Origin of the sequence: Mycolicibacterium litorale (genome assembly GCF_010731695.1) — a bacterium.
Classification (GTDB): Bacteria; Actinomycetota; Actinomycetes; order Mycobacteriales; family Mycobacteriaceae; genus Mycobacterium; species Mycobacterium litorale.
Genome location: NZ_AP022586.1, coordinates 3,518,541 through 3,540,212, shown reverse-complemented (window position 1 = coordinate 3,540,212; position 21,672 = coordinate 3,518,541). Strand labels below are relative to the sequence as shown.

12 protein-coding genes and 2 pseudogenes are annotated in these 21,672 nt (G+C 67.6%); 7 read left to right on the top strand and 7 right to left on the bottom strand.

Features of this window, described 5'->3' with window-relative positions; all coding sequences use genetic code 11:
- Positions 1 to 36: 36 nt before the first annotated feature.
- Complete coding sequence (locus G6N30_RS16760; protein WP_134054661.1) at positions 37 to 360, bottom strand: hypothetical protein; 324 nt, start codon at positions 358 to 360, stop codon at positions 37 to 39.
- 509 nt (positions 361 to 869) lie between these two features.
- Here G6N30_RS16760 and G6N30_RS16755 point away from each other — a divergent pair.
- Complete coding sequence (locus tag G6N30_RS16755; protein WP_134054659.1) at positions 870 to 3,836, top strand: PQQ-dependent sugar dehydrogenase; 2,967 nt, start codon at positions 870 to 872, stop codon at positions 3,834 to 3,836.
- Between the two features lie 4 nt (positions 3,837 to 3,840).
- Here G6N30_RS16755 and G6N30_RS16750 read toward each other — a convergent pair whose 3' ends face one another.
- Positions 3,841 to 6,585, bottom strand: coding sequence for a helix-turn-helix transcriptional regulator (locus G6N30_RS16750; RefSeq protein ID WP_134054657.1), 2,745 nt, complete (start codon positions 6,583 to 6,585; stop codon positions 3,841 to 3,843).
- Positions 6,586 to 6,749: 164 nt separating this feature from the next.
- The gene (locus G6N30_RS16745) at positions 6,750 to 7,334 is read right to left on the bottom strand and encodes a MarR family winged helix-turn-helix transcriptional regulator (RefSeq protein WP_134054655.1); all 585 of its coding nucleotides are present in this window, start codon (positions 7,332 to 7,334) and stop codon (positions 6,750 to 6,752) included.
- A 243-nt stretch (positions 7,335 to 7,577) separates the two neighbouring features.
- On the opposite strand from G6N30_RS16745, the gene stpK7 reads away from it, so the two are divergent.
- From stpK7 to G6N30_RS27295, 3 genes are all read left to right on the top strand, one after another.
- Complete coding sequence (gene stpK7 / locus G6N30_RS16740; RefSeq protein ID WP_134054653.1) at positions 7,578 to 9,395, top strand: serine/threonine protein kinase StpK7; 1,818 nt, start codon at positions 7,578 to 7,580, stop codon at positions 9,393 to 9,395.
- 94 nt (positions 9,396 to 9,489) lie between these two features.
- Positions 9,490 to 10,740: a KasA/KasB family beta-ketoacyl-ACP synthase gene (locus G6N30_RS16735; RefSeq protein WP_134054651.1), complete on the top strand. Its 1,251-nt coding sequence runs from the start codon at positions 9,490 to 9,492 to the stop codon at positions 10,738 to 10,740.
- A gap of 47 nt (positions 10,741 to 10,787) precedes the next feature.
- Positions 10,788 to 13,040 (top strand): alpha/beta hydrolase-fold protein, encoded by a 2,253-nt coding sequence (locus tag G6N30_RS27295; protein ID WP_134054649.1) that lies wholly within the window; start codon positions 10,788 to 10,790, stop codon positions 13,038 to 13,040.
- A 1,220-nt stretch (positions 13,041 to 14,260) separates the two neighbouring features.
- Here G6N30_RS27295 and G6N30_RS27290 read toward each other — a convergent pair.
- The 4 genes and pseudogenes from G6N30_RS27290 to G6N30_RS16710 all read right to left on the bottom strand — a co-directional run.
- A pseudogene (locus G6N30_RS27290) lies at positions 14,261 to 16,582 on the bottom strand (patatin-like phospholipase family protein); the annotation flags it as partial.
- A 177-nt stretch (positions 16,583 to 16,759) separates the two neighbouring features.
- A complete protein-coding gene (locus G6N30_RS16720) occupies positions 16,760 to 17,644 on the bottom strand; it encodes a cyclopropane mycolic acid synthase family methyltransferase (RefSeq protein WP_134054645.1) in 885 nt (294 codons plus the stop codon).
- A gap of 62 nt (positions 17,645 to 17,706) precedes the next feature.
- Positions 17,707 to 18,639, bottom strand: a complete 933-nt coding sequence (locus tag G6N30_RS16715) for a cyclopropane mycolic acid synthase family methyltransferase (protein WP_134054643.1) — start codon at positions 18,637 to 18,639, stop codon at positions 17,707 to 17,709.
- Between the two features lie 218 nt (positions 18,640 to 18,857).
- A pseudogene (locus tag G6N30_RS16710) lies at positions 18,858 to 19,713 on the bottom strand (hypothetical protein).
- Positions 19,714 to 20,058: 345 nt separating this feature from the next.
- On the opposite strand from G6N30_RS16710, the gene G6N30_RS16705 reads away from it, so the two are divergent.
- From G6N30_RS16705 to G6N30_RS16700, 3 genes are all read left to right on the top strand, one after another.
- The gene (locus G6N30_RS16705; protein WP_134054641.1) at positions 20,059 to 21,210 is read left to right on the top strand and encodes a glycosyltransferase; all 1,152 of its coding nucleotides are present in this window, start codon (positions 20,059 to 20,061) and stop codon (positions 21,208 to 21,210) included.
- A gap of 98 nt (positions 21,211 to 21,308) precedes the next feature.
- Positions 21,309 to 21,467 carry a DUF6307 family protein gene (locus tag G6N30_RS26935; RefSeq protein WP_166674593.1) on the top strand — a complete coding sequence of 53 codons (159 nt, stop codon included), beginning with the start codon at positions 21,309 to 21,311 and terminating at the stop codon, positions 21,465 to 21,467.
- A gap of 1 nt (position 21,468) precedes the next feature.
- Complete coding sequence (locus G6N30_RS16700; RefSeq protein ID WP_134054639.1) at positions 21,469 to 21,666, top strand: cupin domain-containing protein; 198 nt, start codon at positions 21,469 to 21,471, stop codon at positions 21,664 to 21,666.
- The last annotated feature ends 6 nt before the right edge of the window (positions 21,667 to 21,672 follow it).

Below are 21,672 nucleotides of genomic sequence, written 5' to 3'. Positions count from 1 at the left end.
CCTGAGTCCTTGTCAAGTGAACCAAGAACCGGCCCCTCAGGAATCGGGGTTTTCCCTACGCTGCTCATATGAGTGCAGGATGCGGGTTCCGACCTTGGTGCTGAGCCGTTGCGGTGCCAGGCCGGCCTGTTGGCAGGTGCGCGACACGAGGTCCGGTTCGCACCCGTCGAACACCCCGTACAGCACCTCGTCGGAGGGTACGGCCACAGTCAGGACCAGGTGAATGTCGGTGCCCTCGGCGCGCAGCTGTGCGGTGACCGATTCGATGCGGGCGACGAAGGCGTCGATCAGATCTTCGGTGAGGTCCGGCAGATACCACTCGGCCAGACAACCCGACGTCTGAGCGTCGACAGTGAGCATGCTCACACCGTAGAGGCAATCGGCTGCAGACGAATTGGGGGATTCCCTACTCTTTCCAGTCGGTTTCCGACGGCATGGCTGTTCATGATCACGCGAGCAGATGGCGCCCGCACCACGATCGGTCCGAGGCGGACGGGAAGTTTCACACGCAAAGTCTTTCGCGAAGCGAAATAGCTGGCCACCCGTGGCGAGCTAACTGCTCGGAGCCGACGGCTGAGCGCGGTCCCTTCGCTGCACTCTGCAACGACTTGCGGTTGTGCGTGATGTTGCTGCTGGAGGGCGTGCAGATTTGATAGCTAAGAAGATGCTAAACCGGAGTGTCGGCGACGGACCATCTGATGTGTGCGGATAACTGAACTCGAGCGTTCAAGATCACCTACAGCGACTGACCGCAAAGTCGTCCTCCCGACTTACGGAAAAGTCAAAATTTCCTGAGAGCCCGGTGCGATAGTGAGGTCCGCGCGCCTGACGGCGGCGTTCTGACGGGGATTTCAAGGGGGCACCCCACTATGACAGCTAACGACCGTAAAGCGTCGACCACCTATGCCAGGTACATCGGCCGCGTCGGTGCCCTCGCCATCGCACTCGGCGTTGGCGGGGCGGTGGCGACGACACCGGGCGTGGCCTGGGCTGACGACACCACGTCGACGACCGCGAATTCGGCCGGCGCCTCGTCACCGGCGAGCGCCGACCAGGCACCCACCACGGCGGGCGGCGGCGACGTGGCCGCGGACACCCCGTCGAAAGACATCGAAGACACCGGTGAAGAAACCGGCGAAGAATCTGAAGACATCGGGGACGGCCTCGAGGACGACGAGCTCGAGGTGCCCGAGGAGGCCGAGGTCGTCGACGAGGTCGAACAACCCAGCGAGCCCGTCGAAGAGGCCGAAGCCCCACCGGCGCCCGAAGGCGAACCACCGGGCGACCCCCAAACGCCGGACTCGAATGCCGCAGAAGCACCCGAGGCGGCCCTGCCACCCGACCCCGATCCGGCCGCCGTCGGCGGCGACCCGACGGTGCCGGCGTCCGACATCGCGGTCGATGAGCTGGACACCACCACCGCTGACACGAATCCCCCTGCGACGGAGGCGAATTCGTCCGCGCGTACCGGCGAGACGGCGCTGGTCGGCGCCGCGCGCACCCAGCTCGCCGGGTTACCGCCGCTGCGGCTCAACCTTCCGACGCCCGAGCAATTCATCGCGAGCATCCCGGCACCGGTGGTCACCTGCCTGTGCGGGGTCGTCAAGACCGTCACGACTTTCTATGACAACGTGCTCAAACCGCTGCTCGGCGGGGTGGCCGGGGGAGCGACCGGACCGGCGGCTCCGGCGGCACCAGGACAGGCGCCTGCACTGTGGGCGCTGGCCGCGTGGGTCCGCCGGCAGGCTACCCAGGCCATCGACGGCTTCATCGCGTCGCCGCTGGGCACGCCGGTGCGGATGTTCATCACGGCCGTCGACGACTTCGGCGACTCACCGGAGGGCCGTGCACTGGGCGCGGCGGTCATCCAGCTCCTCGGCCAGTGCGGACCCAGCGCCGACCTGCCGGCCGAACTCGACCGGACCGTGATCGTCTCCGGCCTCACCGAGCCGACGGACTTCAAGATCCTGAACAAGCACCACGGCAACGAGATCGACCGCATCTTCATCGCGGAGAAGGGCGGCTCCATCAAGGTCTACGATCCCGAATCCGGCGCCGTGACCACGCTGACGGTGATCTCCACGACCACCGGCGGCGAACGCGGCCTGACCGGTATCGAGGTCCACCCGGACTTCTGGCACGAGGGGGAGTTCGGCTACCGCACCATCTACGCCGCCTACACATCCGGTCTGGACAACCGCGACACCTTGGCGCGCATGGTGCTGTCCGAGGACATGACCAGCGTCGCGAGCACCCACATCATGCTTCGATCCACCGAGGACGCCAAGGATTTCCATCACGGTGGTGACCTCGCATTCGACAACGACGGCACGCACCTCTACTGGGTTGTGGGCGACAACACCCAGGGCGTGGTGAACTCGCAGAGCCTGGCCAACATCCACGGCAAGGTGCTGCGCCTGAACCCCGACGGCTCCGTGCCCGACGACAATCCGTTTGTCGACGAGGACACGACCACCGTGCGTCCCGCCGACTACATCTACGCCTACGGATTCCGGAACCCGTTCCGGCTCAACTTCACCCCGACCGGACAGCTGCTGGTGGCCGACGTGGGTGAGGCGACCTGGGAAGAGCTCAATCTCGTGGTGGAGGGCGGCAACTACGGCTGGCCCGCGGCCGAGGGCAGCTGCACCGGATGCGCGTCGGTCAACCCCATCTACGCCTACCGGCACACCGCACCGCCGGCCAATGCGGGGGCGATCACCTCGGTGGTCGTCTACAACGGCACGACGTTCCCCGACGCTTACCGCAACACGGTGTTCATCGCCGACTATAGCCAGGGCTGGATTCGTGTGCTCGAATTCGACGAGCAGTACTCGAGCCTGATCAGCAGCAAGACGTTCTGGGGCAACGCGGGCGCAACGGTCAATCTCGCCCAAGGTGCGGACAGCAACCTCTACCAGCTGACCATCTATCCCGGTGAGCTGTCGGTGATCTCGCCCTCGGGCGGCAACCGCGCGCCGACGGCCGTCCTCGACGCCTCGCAGACCACCACCGCCGACAAGACGCTGACCGTCGACTTCTCCGGGGTGAAGTCCCATGACCCCGATGCCGGTGACTCCCTCGACTATCGCTGGGATTTCGGCGACGGCACCACCGCAACGGGTGCGGTCACGTCGCACACGTTCACCACCGCCGGGGCCTACAGCACCTACACAGTCTCGCTGACGGTGAGCGACGGCGAGAAGACGAACACGACCACGCAGAAGATCACGGTGGGCAGCACCCCGCCGGTCGTCGACATCGTCAGCCTCCCCTCGTCCTACAACGCCGGCGATACGATCACCTTCACGGGGATCGGCACCGACGCGCAGGACCGCCCGAATGGCGAGTCGCTGCCCGACAGCGCCTACAGGTGGACGGTGGTGTTCCACCACAACGAGCACACCCATCCGTTCGCCGACAACATCGTCGGACCCACCGGCACCATCACGATCCCGCGGTCGCGCGATCAGATCGACGGCACCTGGTACCGCGTGCACCTGACCGTCACCGACAGCAGCGGCCTGTCGACGTCGACCTACCGGGACATCAACCCGAATCTGGTGGATCTGACTGTGGCGGCGAGCAATCCGGGCGCCAAGTTCACCATCGACGGGCTGCCGTACACCGGGTCGTACACCGAGCGTGCGGTGGTCGGCGTGGACTACGTCCTCAGCGCACCCACGACCCAGGTGGTCAACGGTGCGCAGCTGACGTTCGACAGGTGGTCCGACGGCGGCGAGTCCACGCACATCATCCGGGTGCCGGGGCAAGCCAGCACGTACACGGCGATCTACACGGCCGCGTCGGCGGCGAACCTGCAGCAGGCGGTGTAGGCGCTCACTCTTCGAGTCGGCGGGCCAGCGCGACGCGGCCCCGCACACCCAGCTTGCGGTACACCCGGCCGAGATTGGCCTCGACGGTCTTGACGCTGATGAACAGTGCCGCGGCGATGTCGCGGTTGCTCATGCCCGACGCGGCGAGTTCGGCGACTCGCCGCTCCGATGGTGTGAGGCCTTGATCGCGCGTGGGGCGCACGTTGACCCGGGCCAGTTCCTCGCGGGCGCGCTGTGCCCACAGCGCGGCCCCGATGCTCTCGAACGTCGCGAGCGACTCACCCAGCGTCGCGGCGGCGGCCTCTTTGCGGCGCTGTCTGCGCTGCAACTGGCCGAGGAGCAACGCGGTGCGCGCCCGTTCGAACGGCATCGGCAACCGGTCGTGGTGGGTCATCGCTTCGGTCACCGCGGCGACCGCACCGTCGACGTCTCCGCGGGCGGCCAGATCCATCCCCCGGCACCGCCCCGCGACCGCCGAGAGCCAGGGGCGGTCGAGGCGCCGGCCGTCGTTCTCGAATCTCTCGATCAGGGGTTGCGCTTCGGCGCTTCGCCCCACCGCCACCAGCGCTTCGACCGCGTCGGGCACGAAGAAGGAGCCGAAGATCTCGTTGCCCGGAGTCCGCAGGAAGTCGTCCATCAGGGGTTCCAGCGTGACGAGCGCCTGCGGGTAGTTTCCGAGCGACACCTCGAGGAAGATCAACACCCCGAGCGGCCACCACGTCATCCGCATGACCTCGCTGCGCCGGGCCATGTCCAGCGCCGCTTCCGCATCGGCGCGGGCGGCCCGCACCCGCCCGGCGAAGGCGCTGACGATGGCGCGCACGCCGAGGGCCACCAGGCGTGAGTTCTCCCCGCCGACCTGCTCTGCGCGTTCCACGGCGTCGTCGGCGTAGGTGGCGGCTTCGTCGAGCCGTCCGCGCCAGAGTTCGAGCAGGGTTCCGCTCACGGAGATCGCAAGCAGGTCGCGGTCGGCGCCCCGGTCCAGACTGCGGCGCCGCAGATCCTGCAGCGTGGCGTACGCCTCGTCGAGGCGACCGGTCCACGAGTTGAGGAGCCCGGCCACCACGGTGGCCCGGAACGGCAGCGGCACCTCGTCGTTCGGATCCTCGGCGTCGAGGGCCCGTTGCAGCTCCTGCTGGTCCACACCGAATCCGAAGATGAAGCGGACGAACAGCCGCACGGTGAGGGCCTGTCCGATTAGCTGGAGCTGGCCCGTCTGCTCGGCGATCGCCACGGCACGGTCGGCATTGCGCAACGCCGGTTCGTGGTCACCCGCGTTGGTCTGGGCCATGCTCAGCGACAGCAGGCAGTGCACTTCGAGGGTCTGGTCGGATTCACAGTCGGCCAGCGCCTCGTCGAGTAGTCCGAGCCCCCGGTGGAAGTCGTTGTGGTCGATGACTATTCCGGCGAGCTGCATGGACGCGATGGCCCGCAGCGGCCCGTGCGGCATCCGTGGCAGCGTGCTCTCGAGCAGTTCCTCGGCGCGCCCGCTGTCTCCAGCGGTGAAGTAATGGGCGGCGGCCTGCAAGCGGCGCAGATCGGTGTCCCCGCCGAGCCGCATCGCGAACTCGAGCAGTTCGGCGGCCGCGGCGGGTGCGCCGCGGGCGCGCGCCGCGTTGGCGGCCGCATCGAGGGCGGCGAGCGTGTCGTCGTCCTGACTGGTCGCGGCGAGCGCGAGATGGCGCGCCTTCTGCTCGGGTTGGGAGATCACCCCTGCAAGCCTGCGGTGCATGTGACGGCGCCGGGCCGGGCCGGCCTCGGAATACACGCCGCGCGCGAGCAGGGGATGGGCGAATCGTACTGTCAGCCCGTCGATCTCGACCAGACCCTGCGCTTCGGCGGCTTCCAGCAGCTCGAGCACTTCCTCCGGTGTCTTCTCGGTGGCGCTGGCCACCAGGTCTACCGTGGGGGCGGCCACGCATGCCGCGGCGAGCAGCACGTCGCGCACCACCTCGTCGATGCCCTGGATGCGCCGGCGCACGACATCGGTCAGGGATGCGGGCAGGGTGGGTTCGCCCGCGGCGGTCTGCTCGGCCATCGCGCGGGCCAGTTCGAGCGCGTAAAGCGGGTTGCCTCCGGAGGTTTCGGCGATCCTGATCAGAGTCGGCCGCGGATACGAGCGACCGAGCCGCTCCGAGAGCATCGCGTGCAGGCCACCGAGGGAAAGCGGTGCAACGCGGTGACGGCGCAATCGGTCGGGCTGGGCGAGCTGCAGCCATTCGGTGTGGTTGAGGGACTCCTCGGTGCGCTCGGTGAGCAGCAGGCCGACCGGACAGCTGAGCCGCCGTGCGACGAATCCGAGGACGTCGCGGCTGCACACGTCGAGCCACTGCACGTCATCGACGGCCACGATCAACGGCGCCGCCTGGCACAGGGTCTCGACGGTGCTCAGTACGGCGGCAGCGGCGACGCGGTGGTCCGTCTCGGGGCCGTCGGCGTCGCCGCGCAACAGCAGCCGGTCGAGGGCCAGGCGCTGCACGACGGGCAGGTGCGCGGTGATCTCCGGATCGACGTCCTCGAGGAGGTCGGCGACCGCGGCGTACGCCAACGACGTCTCGGCTTGACCAGCGCGCGCCGACAACACCCGGTATCCGCGGCGGTGCGCTTCCTCGACCCCGCTCAGCCACAATCGGGTCTTCCCGATCCCGGCCTCCCCCTCGACCAGGAGCCCCGCCGGACCGTGGGGGACGGCGTTGAGGAACTCCGCGACAGCCGACGATCCGGCCGGCGTGTTCCGCAGCACGTCCACTACGTCATGATCGCAAACAGCAAAGCGATACGGAAACCGACCCCCGGTATGATTTCGTGCCGAGCGGGTGCTCAGGACCGGTTTTCGCCGCCGCCTCGTTGCATGTTCAACATCAGACTCTGCAAACTATCCTCGACGTCAGTTAGCCAGGGGGCGCAACGGAATCAGTTGGCCGCGCGGAGCTCGGGGGACAGTGCCGCGTTGATCCGTCGGCAGTTCTCCGCCATCGCGGCGGTCTGCGGCCGGCTGAGTGGGTCGAGATAGTGGGTGCGCACGGTCTGGCCGTAGACGGCCATCGCCTTGTCGAGCAGCGAGCGGCCCTCGTCGGTGATGGTGGCCAGCACGTAGCGGCCGTCCCGATCGCTCGACGCACGGTGCGCCAGATTGCGCGCCTCGAGCCGGTCGACTCGGCGGCTGACCCGGCTGGGGGTCGACACCAAAGTCTGCGCGAGCGCACCCATCCGGACCGAACCGGTGGCCGATTTGGCGAGTTCGTGCAGCAGTCGGACGTCTTCCAGCGTCAGCCGACAGGCCTCGTTGAGGTCGTGGTTGAGTTTGGCTTGCAGCCGCAGCGCGGCATCCAGATAGTTTTGCCAGGACTTGAGCTCGCCGATGTCGAGGCCCGGCATGTCACTCGGGGTACGCCCCGTAGCTGTCACTTGGAAGGTTCCCCTACTGCCGGCGCGGCGGTGTTCCCCGTCCGCGCGGTGGTCGATGCTGGTTTGTCGGTCCGCGACCTGCTGAATCACTGGTTGCCCCCTTCTCGGTCCCATGCGGACGACCGGCCGTCCCCCACGGCTGTTCGTTGCCGCAAGTGTCCGACGCAGGGATGCGCCGAGGAATCGGGGGTTTCCCTACGGTTTACCAAATTTGCCATAAGTAAACTTCGACGGCAGTTTTGACGGGTACGTCGATACGAGTGGCGACATTCTCGGCAAACGTGGGGTAATTTCAGTCGACACACCGACTGGCCGCTGCCGAGGAGTACAACGGTGGACGCGACACCATTCGGGCATTACCAGCTCCAGGAGCTGATCGGCCGAGGCGGCATGGGCGAGGTCTACAGGGCCTACGACACCCATACCGACCGGATCGTCGCCCTCAAGGTGCTGCCGCCGCACCTCGCCCAGGACACCACGTTCCAGCGCAGATTCCGGCGCGAATCACAGGCCGCCGCCGGCGTGCAGGACCCGCACGTCGTGCCGATCCACAGTTACGGCGAGATCGACGGCCGGCTCTATCTCGACATGCGGCTCATCGAAGGCCGCAATCTCGGCACCATCCTGGAGGAGAACGGCGAAGCGCTGCTGCCGTCCTTCGCCGTCAAGGTCGTCGAACAGGTGGCCACTGCGCTCGACGCCGCGCACGCGGCCGGGCTGATCCACCGCGACGTCAAACCGTCCAACGTGCTCATCACCGAACGCGACTTCGTCTACCTGATCGACTTCGGCCTGGCCCGCAGCGCCGGCGAGCCCGGGATGACGACGGCGGGCAGCACCCTGGGCACGCTGGCCTACATGGCGCCGGAGCGGTTCAACGGGGGAAAGATCGATCCGCGATCCGACATCTACGCGCTCACCTGCGTGCTCTACGAGTGCCTGACCGGCGCGCGCCCGTACCCGGCCGACAGCCTCGAACAGCAGATCGCCGGCCACATCGTCCAGCCCGTGCCCAAACCGTCGGCGACCGACGCCCGGTTGGCTGCGTTCGACGCCGTGATCGAGAAGGGCATGGCCAAGAAACCCGAGCACCGGTACCAGTCCGCGGCGGAGCTCGCGGCGGCGGCGCGGCGGGCGTTGACCTCCCCGATGCGCTGGTCGAGCCGCTCGGGAAGGCACTCGGCGCGGTCCGCGCGGATCCCGGTGCGGCGCAGACTGACCCGCCGCGCGGGTGCGGTGGTCGGCGCCGGGCTGGTGCTGGTGGTGATCTCCGGGGTCGTGACGTGGCAGTGGAGCGGGTGGCCTGACCGGACCCGCGCCCCGCGGCAGGTGGTGGTGGCCGAGGACACCGCGACGCCGACGCCGGTGCCGACACCGGGTGCGGTGCCGTCGATCGCCGCCACACTGCCCGCGGACGTCCGCGAGTCGGGCCGGCTGGTCGTCGGCGTCAACGTGCCCTACGCGCCGAACGAGTTCCGCGACGCCTACGGAGAGATCGTCGGGTTCGACGTGGACCTGATGAAGGCCGTGACGCGGACGCTGGGGCTGGTGCCGGAGTTCCGCGAGACCGCATTCGAAAGCGTGCTCCCGTCGGTGCAATCGGGGGCGTTCACGGTGGGCATGTCGTCGATCACCGACACGATCGAGCGCGAGAAGACGGTCGACTTCGTGACCTACCTGGAGGCCGGCACGCTGTGGGCGCAGCGCGCCGGGGCGGCGGTCGACCCGGCGGACGCGTGCGGACTGCGAGTCGGTGTGGCCTACAGCGTGATCCAGGAGACCGAGGAACTGCCCGCCAAGAGTGAGGCGTGCGTCGCGGCCGGGCGGGAGCCCATCGAGAAGGTCGTGTTCACCGAACAAGACGACGTCACCGCGGCGCTGATCGCGGGTGAGGTGGACGCGATGTCGGCCGACTCGCCGGTCACCGGATTCGCCATCAAGACCTCCGGCGGTGCGCTGGAACCCGCGGGTGAGGTGTTCGACTCCGCGCCCTACGGATGGCCCGTTGCCAAGGGGTCGCCGCTGGCCGAGTCGCTGCGCCAGGCGCTCGAATACGTGATGGCCACCGGCGAGTACCGCACGATCGCCACGATGTGGGGTGTCGAGAAGGGCATGATCGAGGACCCCGCGATCAACGGGGCGGTGCGCTGACGCGCTTGCCGCGGACGAAAAACCCGTTGCCGCAGCGTTATCCTGTACGCAGCAACTCAACGTCGTCAAGCGAGTAGTGAAGGAATTCGCAGGCATGGCCAAGTTGAGAACAGGCAGTGGGTTCACGGACGTGGTGGTGACCGCGGTCGCGTCGACCACGGCGCTGGCACCTGACGCCGAGGACACCTGGCAGCGGTTGCTGGCCGGGAACAGCGGTATCCGCGGGCTGGATTCCTGGTTCGTCGACGAGCTCGGCTCACCGGTGCGCATCGGCGGTCAGCTACGGGAGGACTTCGACGAACACCTCAATCGCGTCGAACTGCGCCGGCTGTCGTACATGCAGAAGATGTCGACGGTGCTGGGCCGTCGGCTGTGGGAGGCCGCGGGAACACCGGACATCGACGCGCGACGGCTGATGGTGTCGATCGGGCTGGCGCTCGGCTCCACCGAGGAGATCCCGGCACAGTACGACGACTGGCGGCAGAAGGGGCTGCGCGCGGTGTCGCCGCTGGCGGTGCAGATGTACATGCCGAACGCGCCCGCGGCCGCGGTGGGACTGGACCGGCAGGCCAAGGGCGGCATCATCTCCCCGCTGATGGCCGATGCCTCGGGCGCGGCCGCCATCGCCCAGGCGTGGCGCCAACTCGTGCTCGGCGAGGCGGACATCGCGATCTGCGGCGGCGTGGAGACCAGGATCGAAGCCGTCCCGGTGGGCTCCTTCTCCCGCATGGGCGTGCTGTCCACGAACAACGACGATCCGGTCGGCGCCTGCCGCCCGTTCGACAAGGACCGTGAGGGCATGGTGTTCGGGGAGGGCGGTGCGCTGCTGCTCATCGAAACCGAGGACCACGCCAAGGCGCGCGGCGCGACCATCCTGGGCCGCCTGATGGGGGCGGCGATGACCTCTGACGGCTACGACATCGTCGAACCCGATCCGAGCGGTGTGCCCGCCGGCGACTCGATCGCACACGCGATCGACCTGGCCGGCCTCGGGCCGTCGGACATCGACCACGTCAACGCCCACGCCACCGGCACGTCGTTCGGCGATGTGGCCGAGGCCCGGGCCATCCGGCATGCGCTGGGAGGACACCACCCGGCTGTGTACGCACCGAAAGCGGCGCTCGGGCATTCCCTCGGCGCGGCCGGCGCGGTGGAGGCGGTGATCACGGTGCAGGCGCTGCGGGACGGGGTCGTGCCCCCGACGCTCAACCTGCACCACCAGGACCCCGACGTCGACCTCGACGTGGTCGCCGGTGAGGCCAGGCGCGGTGACTACCGCTACGCGGTCAGCAACTCGTTCGGCCTGGGCGGACACAACGTCGCGCTGGTGTTCGGCGCCTACTGACCCCGAACCGCCCGCCATAACCGGACTTTCGCCCTAACGTCGGGCCGGTGTCGTTGATCTCCACCGCCCTGCTCCCGGTCCGGGTCGCGCGCCGCGTCGTCGGTGCGGTCGCGAACGCGATCGCCCCGTCGCCGGCGCCCGCGGCGGACCTCGTCGTCCTCGACGGGATGCCCGAGGGTGTGCCGCCGGCGGCGCTGCAACGCGAGCCGGCACTGCCCGCACCCGCGAGTTGGCCGTTCGGGGAGCATTTCCCCCGGACCTGCGGCACGGGCCGGTTCGCGGAGGGGGCGCTGTTCTGGACGGACTTCCTCTACGACGACCACGGCGCGTCGGGGGTTCCGGTCCGGGTGCCCACCGGCGGGGCGCCGGCGCGGGGCACCTACGTGTATCCGGAGGGGCCCGCCGCCGACAACGGGGCCGACATTTTCCGCGTGGCGATCGGACTGGACACCACGCACACGTGGTGGCGGATCGACTGGAACACCTTGCTGGACAGCGCGATCCCCATCGGCCTGTTCACATTCGACACCGACCGCTCTGCGGGCGGCACCAACGAGTGGCCGGCGAACGCCGGTGTCCGCTCCGCGGGGATCGATCTGGCACTGCTGATGTCTGGACAGGGGGCGTGGCTGATCGACCTGACCACCGGGACGCGCACCGCGGTGGAGCACCGGGCCGACATGGAGTCGCGCACGTTCCTCGCCAAGGTCCCGCGGCCCCTCGTCGCACCGTCAGGCACGTGGACGGTGCGCCTGGGGGCCGGGTTGGCCGACGAGGACGGTGACGGGTTCGCCGAGGTGCCGTTCGTGCGCGGCGCCGGGCCGGGCCAGCCCAACGTGTACAACCTCGCGTTCCGCACCCGCGAGCAGGAGAAGGTGCACCTGAACTTCTGGTCGGATCAGGCGCAGGCCGATGCGCTCGACGACGGCGACGTGTCGCAGTTCTCGCTGGCGGTGCCGTGGGATCAGCTCGCCGCCCGCCGGACCGACGACGAACCGGTGGTGACCGGCACGTCCACCCGCTGGTACGTGTCGTCGATCGAGCTGGGGCAGGGCGTCGGCGACGGCAACATCCTCGACACCAAGCCCCAGTTCCTCGGCCGGGTGCAGCCCTACTCGGTGTGCCTGCCCGCGACATACGCGCCGGGACGGAAACTGCCGCTGACCCTGATGCTGCACTCGCTGGCGCTGGGGCAGAACCAGTACGCCGCGTTCGATCCGAAGCTGCTGCACGAGGTGTGCGACGGCCGGAACTCGATCGTCGTCACCCCCTTGGCACGGGGCCCGGCGTGCTGGTACTTCGACGAGGGCGAACTCGACGTGTGGGAGGTGTTCGCCCGGGTGGTCGAACAGCTCGGCGCCGACCCGAACCGCACGGTGATCGCCGGGTACTCGATGGGCGGGTACGGCACGTACAAGCTGGGGTTGAGCTATCCGGAGGTGTTCGCCCAGGCGGTCGTGCTGGCCGGCCCGCCGACGTGCGGGGTGCGGCTGGTGCGCGGGGTCGAGGCGCCGGCCGACTTCGACCCCACGTCACACTGCGCGCGAGAGGGGGACACCTGGCCGCTGCTCGCGAACGCCCGGTGGCTGCCGTTCGTCATCGCCCACGGCGGCCTCGACCAATTCGTCCCGTTCCCGGGCATCGTCCAGCAGGTGTTCGAGCTGGACCGGCTCGGCTACCGATACCGGTTCGCCGCGTATCCGGTCGAGGACCACATCGCGTTCCTGCTCAAGGACGACTTCGACGATCCGGTCGCGCACATGGGAACCGGTCTGCGCCAGGCAGATCCGGGGCACATCACATTCGCGTGGTATCCGCAGCTGGTGCGCGAGGATCTCGGCATCGGCCCGCACCGGGTGTGGTGGGTGTCGGAGCTACGCGCCGCGGACGACGTGACGGCGCAGAGGGGGAGGCGCGCCAAGGTCGACGCCCGGTCCTACGCGCGGCCCGACCGGACGCGCACGATCAAGCGCCGGCGCGGCGTCATCCCCGACTTCGACCCGACACCCGGGCTCTTCACGGAAATGACATGGCAGCTCGGCGGTGAGGTCGACCCGATGCCGTGGCTGACGTTGGATCTCAGTGGGGTCGCCGGGGTGGCGGTGGACGTGGTGCGCGCCGGGCTGGCGACGCTGCCGCGGTCGACGATCGCGGTGTCGACCGATCACCCGGTGCGGGTCCGGCTGGCGTCACTGCCGCCGGGGACGGCGGTGGAACTCGACGGCGCACCGGCGGGAGCTGTCGTCGACGTTCCGGAGGGGCGCTCTCGGCTCACGCTGACGGCCGCAGGGTCGCCGTAGTTCGCACGCCGGCAGGGCAGCACCGCGATCACGTTGCCCAGCAACACCATCCACGTGAGCACGGGCAGGATGTCGAGGACACGGTTGCCGCTACTCTTCCACCACACGTCGAAGACGTATTGCAGAAGAGCGGCGGCCAGCGTGATCGCCACGACACAGATCGCGAGACCTCGTCCGGCCGCCCACCCCCACAGCGAGACCCCGACCAGCACGGCCACCGTCACCCCGGCGATCACGGCGGCCGCCTGAGTGGGTGTCAACCATTCCGGCCGCCACGCTTTCGGCACGTCCGGCGTCGACAGGACCACCGCTATCAAGGCGAGCGCCGACAGGACTCCCACGAATCGTCTGACCCCATGCTTCGCACCGACGGCGCGGATCCCCTCGACCTCGATCTCGGCCGACTTCTTGAACAGCCAACGGTACGCGGCGACCGCCAGCGTCACCAACGCCGCGAATGCCTCGAAGGGGACCGCAAGGTATCCGGGATCGGAGGACCTCCCCGAGTCCCAGTGCCTCACCAGATCGACCAGATGCCAGACGCCGACGGCCACCACCATAAGGGCCAGGAGACCGGAGGCGGCGCGGTACCGCCCGCGATCGGAAGCGGCGAGAAGGTCCCGCCAGGCCTGTCGGCTGTCGTCCTCAGGAGGAAAAGTCTTTCGCATTGTGCGCCACCGAGAATGGATTCGTGCGGTGGCGACTCCGATGGCCCCTCCGAGCCCGATGAGCACGAGGATGTACACGATGTGGAGCGGCCGGGGGCTGTCCGAGACACCGAGCAGCGCCGAGGAGAGCAGGATCGCGGCGAGCGCCAGCACCAGCCGCAACGGGTCGGCGACCAGCGGCAGCGGTACGGCAAGGGGCCGCAGCAGAGCGAGGTGCGCTGCCCACTGTGCGGCCTTCGCCGGCCAGCCGGCCGAATCCGCGGGCAACACGGCGCGCGAGAGCAGCGGAACGATCCGCGAGGCCAGCGCAAAGCGGTAGTGCGGGGTGAGCGCATCAAGGGTCTGGCCGCCGACGGTTTCGGTGACCAACCGGCCGTCGGCGGTGGTGTCTCCGGCGGTGCGGGCATCGGCGCAGATGGACCCCTGAAGGAACTCGATGTCGTTGTCTCGCTGTGCCTCCCGCGCGTTCTCGTCCTCAGGCGGTGTCGGATAGCTGTCGTCGATGATCCGGGTCAGGGCCGCGGCGGCATCGAGTCGCCCCCACTGCCAGTCGTTGCGTCGCCAGTTGGTGAGCAAGAACCCACCGAAGCGGGCCAGGGCATTGCCGGCCAGCTTGGCGTCCGACGACGACACCAGCTCCCTCGGGTCCATGTCCAACACCTGCTGCAACCGGACAACGTCGGTTGGAGGACGCCGGAGCCAGGACCGCAGAAGTGTTGCGCGCGCTGCGCGTACGAGCACGCCCGTGTCCACCACTTCTGTTGACGCCGGTTCAGTGCTGGTGATCCGGTCGAACTTCACGATGGACGCGGTGTCGGGAATGCCGGTCTGGCAGAACAACATGGTGATGTCCGCGACGGAGGCGTCGTCGAGCGGGGCGTCGTAGAAGAGGGCGTAGACGGATTCGGTGAAGATCCGAACCTTGTCAGGCACGGGTGGCTGCAGCGTGGGCAACCCGGCCACGACGGGCGAGGAGTCATTCAGCAGGCATGCGCGAGCAGTGGCCACAGCGCTGGTGAGGTTCTCGGCCAGAGGGGTGCCTGTTGTGAACTCATCGCCGTCGGCGAGGTACCGGTGAAACTGGATGTCATCGGCCGGCGACGACGGAGCGCAGAGCATTTCGGCCAGCTCGTCGGTGAGGAGCAGGTCGTCCTGCGCGTTGAAGCACTCGTCCATGCGGTCGGCCAGTGGGTAGGTTTCGAACCGTTCACGGTCGCTCCGCAGGGGGTCGACGAGCACCTCGTCGACGGCGCGGTGCTTGGCCGCGACCAGGACACTCAGCCACCGATACAGCGTCAGCTTCCAGGCCGAGATGGTCGCTCCGGCGAGCGCGCGCTCGCCCTGCGGATCGGGATAATCAGCGAGTTCCTGCAGCAGGCTCTCGAGGCTGCGCGCCCAGGCGATCAGCACCCGCACCTGCGCGGCCATCGCCACCACGTCGGACGCCAGTCGCGCTTCGATCCCGGTCGTGCCGTTGTAGGAAGCGGCCAGTTGATCCTTCACCGTCAACGCGAGCTGACGATTGAGCGGGATGTAGTCACCGCCGAGACGCGGTGGCTGGCACAGCTCCTCCCACGGGTTGGTCAGCAGTGAGGCGATCCGGGCCGAATCGGCGGCGATGCGGTACTGCACGTAGGCCTGCGGATCGATGAACGGCGGCGCACCCGGAGAATTCGCCCGAAGCCGACTGGCCAACGCCTCCAAGCGGCCGCGGTTGGCCAATACCGCATCGTTGTGCTCGAGAAGGAGTCCGAGCTCGTCCTGGGCGGTTTCGGCGCGTTGTTTGAGGCTCAGTGACCGCTTGATCACCGGCAACCAGTTGAGTGCCGAATCTTTGCGCGTTGCGTCGATTTCTGTCGACTCACGCGCGGGCGGCTCGGGATCGAGATACAGCAGGAACCGCTCTGACGGACCGCTGGCAGGGGCCAGCTTGATCGCCCGGATCGCCCGGTCGATCGGGATGTTGTCGAAGAGCCCGCCGTCGACGACGTTGTACGGACTCTCCACGACCGCCTCCTCTGAGTCCCGCTCGGCCGTCAACGAATACCATTCGGCGTACGGGAACGCCGCGGACATGTTGACCCCCAACCCGGCGTCCCGGCCGCCGGGCCGCGACTCCCTGCGGGTACCGCGGGCGAGGTCACCCCTCTTGCGCGGTTCGAAATACGGTGGGATGGAGGGACTTTCGCTCTGGGCGTCGGGCGCTGCGGGGGTGACCGAGTAGATGCTCGCGGGTTCGAACGCACCGGGGAACGACGATGTGGCGCGGGCCGCCAGCGCCAGCCGGTCCAGGGCGCTCTCGCCGTCGGGGGTGCCGGCCTCCGCGCCGTTGGGGATGGTGCTCTGCCGCGACCCCATGGTGCCCTGGCTGGTGAGGAACGAGAAGCGGGCGCGGTTGGCGCGGTCGGAGTCGGACTCGTCGGTCAGCAGGGTGGCGGCCAGCTCGACGGTCAACCGCTGCACCGCGTACGCGCCTTCGCTCTTGTCCGCGATCCGCTTGAGCGCCTCGCGCATGACGACGTAGAAGTGTTCGTCACCGCGCAGCACCGACGGCACGCGGCCCAACCCCGGCTCGCGCAACAGCTCCCACATTCCCCCGTCTTGGATCCAGGTGGAGTGGGCGATGTCGTCGAGTCGGGATCCGCACGTCTGCGCCAGCCCGTACAGCACGGCGTTCAGTCCGCCGGCGCTTGCACCGGCGAGGATGTCGATCTCGACCGAGCCGTACTTGCCCGTGCGGTGGAGCATTTCCCGGTACCGCGCACCGCGGCTTCCGGGAGCGGGTGTGGGCCCGCCGCTGCAGGCGCGGCGGAACACGTCGATCTCGGCGACGGCGCCGCCGATCCAGACCGCCAGGCTGACTCCGCCGCGCATCGCGAGAGCGAGCCGCAGGGTGCGCCTCGGTGTGGTCCCGGTCGATTGTTCCTGCTGCGTGTTCGCGGACATGATCCCCCCGGATGGCGATGTTCCGGGTGTCAGTGTCGCTCACCGATGAAGCGGATGCGGGCTCATTTGAGAAGGGGATGTGTCAACGTGTGCTTTCGCAAACTTCTACTTGACCAGCGTGAACTGCTCGACGTAGCTGACGTTGCGGTTGAAGAAGTCCGCGCAGCCCAGCAGGTACCTCATGTAGCGGTCGTAGACCTCTTCGCTCGTCACCGCGATCGCCTGCTCACGCTGCGCCTCGAGGCTCTGCGCCCATGTGGTGAGTGTCCGGACGTAGCTGGCGGTCAGATCGTCGCGCTCCGCGACGGAAAATCCTGCTGCCGTTGAGAATTCGATGACGTCCTCGTCGCACGGCACCGAACCGCCGGGGAAGATCTCCTTGGCGATGAAGCGCATGAACCGCAGATCGGACATGGTGATCGGCACCCCCAGCTCCGGCCAGCGCTTGAGCGGGTGCCCCATGATCGTCTGCAGCACCATGCGCCCGTCGTCCGGCATGATGCGGTGGCACAGATCGAAGAACGCCTTGTAGCGCTCCTTCGGGAAAGCCTCGAAGGCCTCGATGCTGACGATGCGGTCGACCGGCTGTTCGAACTCCTCCCAGCCGCGCAGCATGACCTCGCGGGACCGCTGCGTGTCGATCCCGTCGAGGATCTGCTGGCCGAGCGCCTGCTGATTCTTGCTGAGGGTGAGGCCGATGACGTTGACGTCGTACTTCTCGATCGCGCGCTTCATCATCGCGCCCCAGCCGCAGCCAACGTCGAGCAACGTCATCCCGGGCCGCAGGTCGAGCTTGCCGAGTGCCAGGTCGATCTTGGCCAGCTGCGCCTCTTCGAGCGTCATGTCTTCACGCTCGAAGTAGGCGGAGCTGTACGTCCGCGTCGGGTCCTGCCACAGCCCGAAGAACTCGTTGGAGATGTCGTAGTGGGCCTGAACGTCCTCGTACGCCACCTTCATCGATCCCGAGCCCCCCGACCCGCTGTCCGTCATCCGCGCCATCCTCCGTTTCTCAAAAAGATCCTGAACTGTATAACGCAGATTGCCTAGATTGGCTAAACGGGAGCCTTTTCCAGGGTGAACTGCGCCACGTCGGTGTAGCCCTGCCGGAACAGATCGGCACAACCGTCCAGATATTTGAGGAATCGCTCGTAGATCTCCTCGTTGGTGATCTCGATGGCCTCGTCCTTGTGGGCCTCGAGATTGCGGGCCCAGGTGTCGAGGGTCTTCACGTAGTGCGGCTGCAGGTGCTGCTCGCGGGTGACCGTGTAGCCGGCCTTGACCGCGTGCTCCTTGACCATCGAGGCCAGCGGCAGACGGCCGCCGGGGTAGATCTCGTCCATGATGAACTTGATGAAGCGCACCCGTGACATGGTCAGCGGGAGCTTCTTGGCCTTGATCTCCTCATCCTCCGGGATGATGATCGTGTGCAGCATCTGCACGCCGTCTTCGGGCATCCAGTCGAACGTCTTCTTGAAGTAGTCGTCGTACTTGTTGAAGCCGAAGTGTTCGAACGCGCCGATCGACACGATGCGGTCCACCCGGCCGTCGAAGTCCTCCCAGGGCTGCAGGCGGACTTCCATCTTCCGATCGCTCTTCGCGTTGGCGAACCAGTGCTCTTCGATGTGGCGCTTCTGGTTCTCCGAGAGTGTCAGGCCGATGACGTTGACGTCGTACTTCTCGACGGCGCGCATGATCGTGGCGCCCCAGCCGCAGCCGATGTCGAGCAGGGTCATCCCGGGCTCGAGCTTCAGCTTGCTCAGGGACAGGTCGATCTTGGCCATCTGGGCCTGTTCGAGGGTGTAGTCGTCCTTCTCGAAGTAGGCACAGCTGTAGACCTGGTTCGGGTCCTGCCACAGCTTGAAGAATTCATTGCTGATGTCGTAGTGGAACTGGACTTCGCCCTTGTCCGACCCACGGGTCTGCGAAGCGGACTTCGAGAGCCACGCGGACTCGGCCTTGGGTGCTGCGCTCGATGTATCTGCCACGGTCCGTCCTGGTGAAGTTGCTATTCGATGCTGAACACAGGGTGCCTTCTGCTCGACACGGTGCCGAGACTACGCCTGCCGTCAATCGGCAGACGCGTTACGTCGTCACTATGTCTGGCGTGTCTGGGGATTGCCAACCGGGGAGCGAACTGGCTGGTCGGGCACATCGCCGGAGCTAACGGTCGCGGTTTGCCACGGGCATAAGTTAGCTGCGGTTCTCACCGCACGTGATGCTTCAGCAAAGGATGCGGGTAATCCGCGGCGCGCTGCTGGAAGTCGAGAATCGCGGAGTTCAGGACGGCGCCGCCGCGGATCTCGATGGCCCGCGAGATGGTGTCGCTGTCGGCCCAGGCGTCCGGTCCGGCGAGGACGGTGTCCAGATGCGGCAGCAGTGCCTCGCTGATCTCCCAGGTCGCGGAGTTCCACAGATACGACGGGCTGTGGTCGACGGCGTAGTAGAGCAGTCCGTTTCCCTTCTCGACGGCGGGTTCGCGGAACGTCGTGGGCTGCGACCAGCTGAAGCCCATGCCGACGTCACAAGAGACGTCGATGAGCAGGCTGCCCGGTGTGAACGCGGACAGGTCGTCCTCCGTCAGGAAGATCAGCGGTGCCGAAGGGTTCTGCAGCACGCAGTTGACGACGATGTCGTGGGCCGCGAGGAAATCGGCGACCGGGATGCTCCCGTTCTCGGGCGTGTCGGCCCACGTGCCGCCGTCGTGCTGGCCCAACGACCTGGGTCAGCGCTGTGTCCTGCACGCAGTGGGGCCAGCCCCAGACGATTCGCCCGACGGGTATCTCGGCCAGGTCCTCCGCCTGCACCTTGGGCAACAGGAGCACCCCGCACTCGTCGTTCAGCTGCTCACGCGTGCGGATCCCGCCGACCAACTCGGCAAGCGAGTCGTCGGTGGCACCGAAGTCCGATCCGTAGCCGGTTTCGAGAGCGATCCGGCCGCGGAGTTGAGGATCGATTCTGCTCAGATGTGCCGGGTGGATCGGCAGGCGGCGTTCGTCCGGCTTCCGCGAGTGGGCCAGGACGCCGAGTGAAAGGTGTTGTGGGTCAGTGCTTCTTGGCATTAAGGAGTGCGTCGGCGGACGAGAGCTTCGCGGACGCCTTGGCGTGCTTGTCGACGCGTTTCTCCTTGAGACTCTTGCCGGATTTCTTGCTCATGGTCTGTCGGGGTGACTTGTCAGACATCGTCGGCCCTTTGAATTGGGGGCCTGAATGGTCCCGATCCTCCGACCCTACCCCGTATCGGCAGTTCATGGGCCCGTAGCTGTCGACCAGGACGTGTTGCAGGGTGTAGCGTCGAAGGAGTTGGAGCCCAGCCAGTCCGGCCGGGTCGGCCATCCGCGCTGATCCCATCGAGCATCCGCTCACGTCGGCTGCGCCGGTGCACAACCGCGAGTCGGGACTCACCATTGACTGCTTCGTCTGTCGTTATGCCGCAACATGTTACGCGTCCGCCGAGCTTCGGTGTGCTCAGTACCTTCGCGCCGACACCCTGCGGGGCGGCGGCGTTCAGTGCCGCTCTGTGTGACGGGTTGAATGCTTTGGGTGCCGATGTCGGCGTGGTTCGGGTGGCTGACGATGACGCCGCGCCGACGGATCTGCGGGTGGTCGGTCAGGTCGCCGACGGGTCGGTGCAGACGTGCGCGGCGCTGCTCAACCGCTACGACGTGGCATTTGTCCAGTACCAGGACGGCATCTACGGCGGCGCGGCCGGCGAGCATGTGCTCGACATCCTCGACGCGCTGCAGGTGCCGTCGATCGTCCTGGCGCACACGATCCCGAAGAACCCCACGACAGCACAGCGTTCGGTGCTCGAGTCGATCATTGCAAAGGCCGACCGCGTGGTGGTGATCTCTGATGCCGCGAATTCGCGACTGCGCCTGGGCTACAGCGTGGATCCCATGAAGATCAGCACGATCCCGCACGGTGTCACCCTGCCGCGCGGGGCCGCGCCGAAACGCGCAGGGCGGCCCACTCTGCTCACGTGGGGGCTGATCGGTCCCGGGAAGGGTATCGAGCGGGTGATCGATGCGATGCCCTCGTTGAGCGATGTTCCGGGACGGCCACAGTATCTCGTTGTGGGGCAGACGGATCCGCGAGTCTCCGCGGCAGAGGGCGAGGCATACCGGCGGTTCTGCATCAACCGGGCTCAGCGGCTCGGAGTGGCGGACTCGGTGCGATTCGACGACTGCTACCGGAGTCAGACGGCGCTGACGGACATGGCGCGCTCTGCGGCCGCGGTCGTACTGCCGTACGACTCGACCGACCAAGCAGCGTCCGGTGTTCTGGCCCAGGCAGTGGCCAGCGGGCGGCCCGTGGTGGCCACGGCTTTCCCGCACGCGGTCGAATTGCTTTGCACCGGAGCGGGGATCGTCGTCGACCATGACGATCCGGCCGCGATGGCGAGCGCGCTGCGCCGGGTGCTGACCGAACCGCGTCTGGCCGGCGCGCTGGCGGGCGAAGGTAGGCGTCTGGCGCCGACCATGGCGTGGCCGGTGGTGACGGGAAGCTATCTGCGGTTGGCGCAGAAGATGCTCGCCACGCGCCCGGCGTTCGTCTGACCGGCCCTACTGGCAGCCGACAGCCGCACAGGGCGTACTGTAGGGACTACCGGGCAGCTCGACTTCGAGCGATACAGCCCGGCTATGAAGGACATTCGATGGCATCGTCCACAACGTTCCGCACTCCTTACGACCTGCGTGTCGATCTGGTCAAGAACACGATCACCACGCATTCAGACCTCGACAGCGAAGCGGCACGCGCGCTTGCCGTGCATGTCCTGCACGCGCTGAACTCGATTCCCGAGAAGATGCGCTGACATGACCGTCACGGTGATGCTGCCCGGCGGCGGCGCAGACGAGTACATGCGATTCGGCGACGCGTACGTCAAGCGCACCGACGGCAGCCTGGACGTGGTCCGGCAGGGCGCCAAAGAGTGGCATTCCTACGCCTCGGGTGACTGGGTGAACGTGGAAGGCGATGAGCGAAAGCGGAAGTCGCGGGGATTCTGGCACTGAGGCTCG

Excerpts from the sequence above, each read along its gene's own strand:
- G6N30_RS16760 (WP_134054661.1), bottom strand. The coding sequence starts at position 360 with ATGCTCACTGTCGACGCTCAGACGTCGGGTTGTCTGGCCGAGTGGTAT.
- G6N30_RS16755 (WP_134054659.1), top strand. The coding sequence starts at position 870 with ATGACAGCTAACGACCGTAAAGCGTCGACCACCTATGCCAGGTACATC.
- G6N30_RS16735 (WP_134054651.1), top strand. The coding sequence starts at position 9,490 with ATGGCCAAGTTGAGAACAGGCAGTGGGTTCACGGACGTGGTGGTGACC.
- G6N30_RS16720 (WP_134054645.1), bottom strand. The coding sequence starts at position 17,644 with ATGACGGACAGCGGGTCGGGGGGCTCGGGATCGATGAAGGTGGCGTAC.
- G6N30_RS26935 (WP_166674593.1), top strand. The coding sequence starts at position 21,309 with ATGGCATCGTCCACAACGTTCCGCACTCCTTACGACCTGCGTGTCGAT.
- G6N30_RS16700 (WP_134054639.1), top strand. The coding sequence starts at position 21,469 with ATGACCGTCACGGTGATGCTGCCCGGCGGCGGCGCAGACGAGTACATG.